The sequence below is a fragment of the Anaerosporobacter sp. genome, from assembly GCF_031551385.1.
Classification (GTDB): domain Bacteria; phylum Bacillota; class Clostridia; order Lachnospirales; family Lachnospiraceae; genus Anaerosporobacter.
The window spans coordinates 1-4,710 of sequence record NZ_JAVBNS010000152.1; the positions used below are offsets into that span (position 1 = coordinate 1).

Consider the following 4,710-nt stretch of genomic DNA (forward strand, 5'->3'; position numbering starts at 1 on the left):
CGTCTTTGCTGCTTACTTTCATTTTCATGTACTCCTTTCAAATAATGGATTTTTAGGAATAACATAAGAAAACTCAATTGTGCCTTAAAGGGATATCCTTTTTAATTCATAGAACATCTTTTTCTATAAACTAAAAAAGCACCCTAATAATCATGGTTTATCTACCACAATCATAAGGGTGCAAGTATACCACTGCACGGTTCCACCTTAACTTTTCACTTCGGATTCAAACAAATCCTATCCTTTAACGCAGGCATACGGTACTGCTTACTAATTTCAGCGATACAGCTCAGGAATGGTTTTCGTCTAGCTTCCCTCATAAAGAACTCTCACCTAATGCCCTTCTCTCTGTATGTTTCCACTAAACTACTTTTTCCGTCTTTGCTTTTCTTATGCTATTGTTTTTATTATATGCTTTTGATTAAAAATGTCAATATGCTTTTATGTTATTATTGTACCAAATGTTACAGTTCAGTCTAAACGCCATGCCAGCTCGATTTCGCTATGCGACATCTCGCTGCGGCTAAACGCCGTATGGATATGCAACAACATATTCCTCCGCAAGCAAGCTTTCTACGGAATATGTCATTGCATATCCGCATGGCTGAATAGTAACTACCAAATTGATACAAATAATAGAGAAGATTCTTACATCTAGCTAAGAACAATAGTCAAGTGTTTATATTCATTCCTATCAGTATGCAAGAACGTTTACTCTTCCCATTTATAATATATAACTTTCAAGATACGTTATCAACTCATCAACGTTCACTATTTCTTGTTCCATTGTATCTCGATTTCTTACTGTTACAAGTTGATTTTCTAATGTTTGGTCGTCTACTGTTATTGCAAAAGGAATTCCGATAGCATCTCCTCTTCGATATCTTTTACCAATACTACCTGTAACATCATAGTTCGCCATCATTCTTTGCGATATCTGTTGATAGATTTCCTTTGCTTTTTCACTATGTTTCTTTTTTATTAATGGCAATACATTTACTTTAATTGGTGCCAATTTAGGCTTAATGTTTAACACGATTCTCTTATCTGTATCATTAATGATTTCCTCATGCAAATGTTCAAATAAAAGTGCCAATATGATACGATCTAATCCATATGTTGATTCTATGATATAGGGAATATACTTTTCCTTCGTTTCCTCATCTAGATACTCCATTGATTTTCCCGAATATTCTTGATGTTTGCTAAGATCAAAATCGGTTCTATTATGCGTTCCATTAATTTCTCCCCAGCCGAATGGAAACTCATATTCAATATCTGTTGCCTCTTTTGCATAATGAGCTAGTTTTTCATGATCATGAAATCTTAATCTTTCCGATGGTAATCCTAGATACATAAAAAATTCTTTCCCATATTCTTTATAATACTGAAACAATTCACTATCTGTATCCTTTTTACAAAACGTTTGAAACTCCATCTGTTCAAATTCAATCGTTCTAAATGTAAAGTTACCTGGAGTAATTTCATTACGAAATGCTTTTCCTATTTGTCCAATACTGAATGGAAGTTTTGTACGCATAGTTCTTAATACATTCAAATAATTAACATACTCTCCTTGTGCATTCTCAGGTCTTAAGTAAATTGTTGACGATGAATCTGCAGTTACTCCTCGTTTCGTTGCAAACATCAAATTGAACTGGCGTATTGAAGTAAAATTTGTACTTTTACAGATTGGACATTTTACTTGATGCTCTTTTATATACGCCATCATTTCATCTTGCGTCATAGCATCCGCTTTTATAGCAGAATCAAAATCCTCAATTAAACTATCTGCTCTATGACGCGCTTTGCAATCTTTGCAATCTATTAGTGGGTCTGAGAATCCTGAAACATGACCACTTGCCTCCCATACTCTAGGATTCATTAAAATATCTGAATCGACTTCAAAACTATTTTCCCGCCTTTGAATAAAATAATATCGCCATGCATCCTTAATATTATTCTTTAACCTTGTTCCTAATGGTCCATAATCCCAAGTATTTGCCAATCCACCATAAATCTCACTTCCTTGAAAAATAAAACCGTACTGATTGCAGTATGCTACCAATTCCTCCATTGAAAATCTTCTTTGCTCCATTTTTTCTCCTCCTTAAACAATTGGGCGTATTTTCCTATAAATAAAAAAAAGCCCTAAGCATAGTCTAATTATGCTTAGGGCGAATATCCGCGGTTCCACCTAAATTCAGAAAAATCTGCACTTCCAATACTAGTAAATATATTTACTTTATATTGTTTCCTTATAACGGTGGATTTTCCGTCGAACGCTACTATAATTCACATCGCTGCTCCAAGATGCCTTCCATCAATTTAACCTAAGAATTTTCACCAACCATTCTCTCTCTGAAAAGTTTTCATTCATGTACTATTTCTCTTCTTTGCATTTAATATATTAGGTAGATTATATCCATGATTTGTATTTCTGTCAATATGATATTTTTTTATATTATTGTAACTCTTTCAATAAATATAATACTAAATCATCATCATTTTGACATGGTGCATATTGTTCTAATTGAACATCATTATACCATGCACCGCTTCCATCTGGCACATACCCTCTCTTTATATAGATTCTTTGAGCTGCACCATAGCCAGAATGTATTCCAACTGCAAGTGAGACAAAATCATTTAATTCCTTTGCTTTCTTTTCTGCTGCATCAAGAATTTTATTCCCAATTCCATTTCGCTGATACTTTTGAAATACAACAAAATCACTTATCTCTGGAATATTCTTGTTTGCAAATGCACCTTTCTCTACAAAGGGATATAGAATTGTATAACCTGCTATGTCATTATTATATTCTGCAATAAATGAAAACAAAGATTTCTCTTCTTGCCTTCTAACATATCTCTCGATTACTTCTCTAGGCTTTTCCCATCCTTGTTCTGTATAATTGTTAAGTATTTTTTCAATATCGTCTTGTTTTATTGGTCTAATTATTATATTTTGCATATATAACCTACTTTCTTTGATATATTCTTCGTAACAGTTTAAGGTTTTTTAACACTCTCTAGCTATAATATATCACATAGAAAACATAATTTTTGTGTCACAGATGAATTAAAACAAATATTACACCAACTGATTTTTTTATCTTTTGGGAATGGGATATTAATTTTCAAAAAACCATGCATTACTATCTTTCAAATGATTACGAACTATTCTTCAATAACATCTCCATACTCAAATCGTACCGCCTTGTCCAAATCGCAAACCGCTATCTCTACCTGAAACCCAATCTTTCCACCACTAAAAAATATGTGTTCTTGCCGGCTCGCAGAAGAATCAAATATCGTTTTAAACTGCTTCTTCATTCCAATCGGTGAGCAACCTCCATGAATATAACCTGTTAGTGGCAACAATTCTTTCGATTTAATCATTGCAATCGACTTTTCACCAACACATTTCGCTGCTTTCTTTAAATCAAGTTCCTTATCTACTGGAATTGCAAACACATAATTGCTACCTGATTTTCCTACTGTAACAAGTGTCTTAAATACACATTCTGGATTTTGCCCAAGTGTAGTTGCAACGTCAATTCCACTGATTACATCTGTATAGGTATGTTCTTTATATTTTATCTTTTGCTTATCTAATATACGCATTACATTTGTTTTTTCCATTGTTTTATCTCCTAAATCAGATTATTTTTGAAAAAATAGTTGAACACCATCGATCCATATTTGCTTGAAACTTTTCGTTTTCATAGATTTTATTATGATGAATAATTATATATCCAATTATAGCAAGTGCTTTACATATATCAAGATATTATTTGTTTATTTTATATCCGCTTACACTTTCATATCCCTCTAAAATAGAAGAGATTAATTGGCTATCTTCAATCATACAAAGATAGCCACCCAAGTCCATCTCTCTAATTCCATAGCCAAACATAGAAAAGTCAATCGGTGAAACAGATTCCTTTGAATAAATTATGTTTGATTTACTAAAATCATAATGTATTATTACAAAATTATCTTTTTCTTTTATTAATACATCTTGTAACCTCTTTAAAACTCTTCTTATTTCTAAATAATGAACTTCTTTTATATGCTTTAATTCCATTGCTGACTTTGCTTCCATAATAAACTTATCTATAAATACATCATCATAGACACATCTTTTAAAGGTAGGAAGTGTATAATAAGATTCATGTAACCTTGCTGTCATTTCTCCCATCTTAAAAGCAAGCTCCTTTGTTATTTCCACAGAATCTAGTCTTTCTCCATCTAACCAAGTAAGTACTGTCACAAAACTTCCATCCTCTAAGCATGATACATATTTCCCATTCTTATTTTGAACAGGAGTTTGTACTACAATATTTTTCTCTTTAGATAATTTATTTAGTAAATCTATTTCACTCTTTATAAGAATTTCTCTATTAATATCTCCTCGATAAAAAGAAAAATCTAATCCTTTAGCTTCTTTATGTATACGAAGAAGATATTTTTTATCTCTATCAATTATAGAATATGTAATATTTTCATTATGACGTATAAATTCTACCTTGGGCTCTGTAAAATTATAAAGTTTCATTGCCTCTTCTAATAGATTTTCATAATTGCTATTTTTATCTGCCATTATATTTCTCTCCTTTTTTCTAATCTGATAAATATCGTTGCAACTTGTTTTGCTTTATCTTTGTCATAACATTGTATATCATTATAATAAAAAATACGCTATCC

At 31.8% G+C, this 4,710-nt stretch carries 4 protein-coding genes and 2 other annotated features; all 4 genes read right to left on the bottom strand.

The window, feature by feature from the left end:
* Positions 1–171: 171 nt before the first annotated feature.
* Positions 172–391, bottom strand: a binding site (T-box leader).
* A 333-nt stretch (positions 392–724) separates the two neighbouring features.
* Positions 725–2,098, bottom strand: coding sequence for a glycine--tRNA ligase (locus RMR19_RS12510; protein WP_310603826.1), 1,374 nt, complete (start codon positions 2,096–2,098; stop codon positions 725–727).
* Between the two features lie 72 nt (positions 2,099–2,170).
* Positions 2,171–2,406, bottom strand: a binding site (T-box leader).
* A 58-nt stretch (positions 2,407–2,464) separates the two neighbouring features.
* The gene (locus RMR19_RS12515; protein WP_310603827.1) at positions 2,465–2,974 is read right to left on the bottom strand and encodes a GNAT family N-acetyltransferase; all 510 of its coding nucleotides are present in this window, start codon (positions 2,972–2,974) and stop codon (positions 2,465–2,467) included.
* Positions 2,975–3,180: 206 nt separating this feature from the next.
* Complete coding sequence (ybaK, locus tag RMR19_RS12520; RefSeq protein ID WP_310603828.1) at positions 3,181–3,645, bottom strand: Cys-tRNA(Pro) deacylase; 465 nt, start codon at positions 3,643–3,645, stop codon at positions 3,181–3,183.
* A 148-nt stretch (positions 3,646–3,793) separates the two neighbouring features.
* Entirely contained in the window at positions 3,794–4,606 is an 813-nt protein-coding gene (locus RMR19_RS12525) for a phosphotransferase enzyme family protein (protein ID WP_310603829.1), read from the bottom strand.
* Positions 4,607–4,710 lie beyond the last annotated feature (104 nt).

Coding starts and splice junctions, on each gene's coding strand:
- RMR19_RS12510 (WP_310603826.1), bottom strand. CDS start 2,098: ATGGAGCAAAGAAGATTTTCAATGGAGGAATTGGTAGCATACTGCAAT.
- RMR19_RS12515 (WP_310603827.1), bottom strand. CDS start 2,974: ATGCAAAATATAATAATTAGACCAATAAAACAAGACGATATTGAAAAA.
- ybaK (WP_310603828.1), bottom strand. CDS start 3,645: ATGGAAAAAACAAATGTAATGCGTATATTAGATAAGCAAAAGATAAAA.
- RMR19_RS12525 (WP_310603829.1), bottom strand. CDS start 4,606: ATGGCAGATAAAAATAGCAATTATGAAAATCTATTAGAAGAGGCAATG.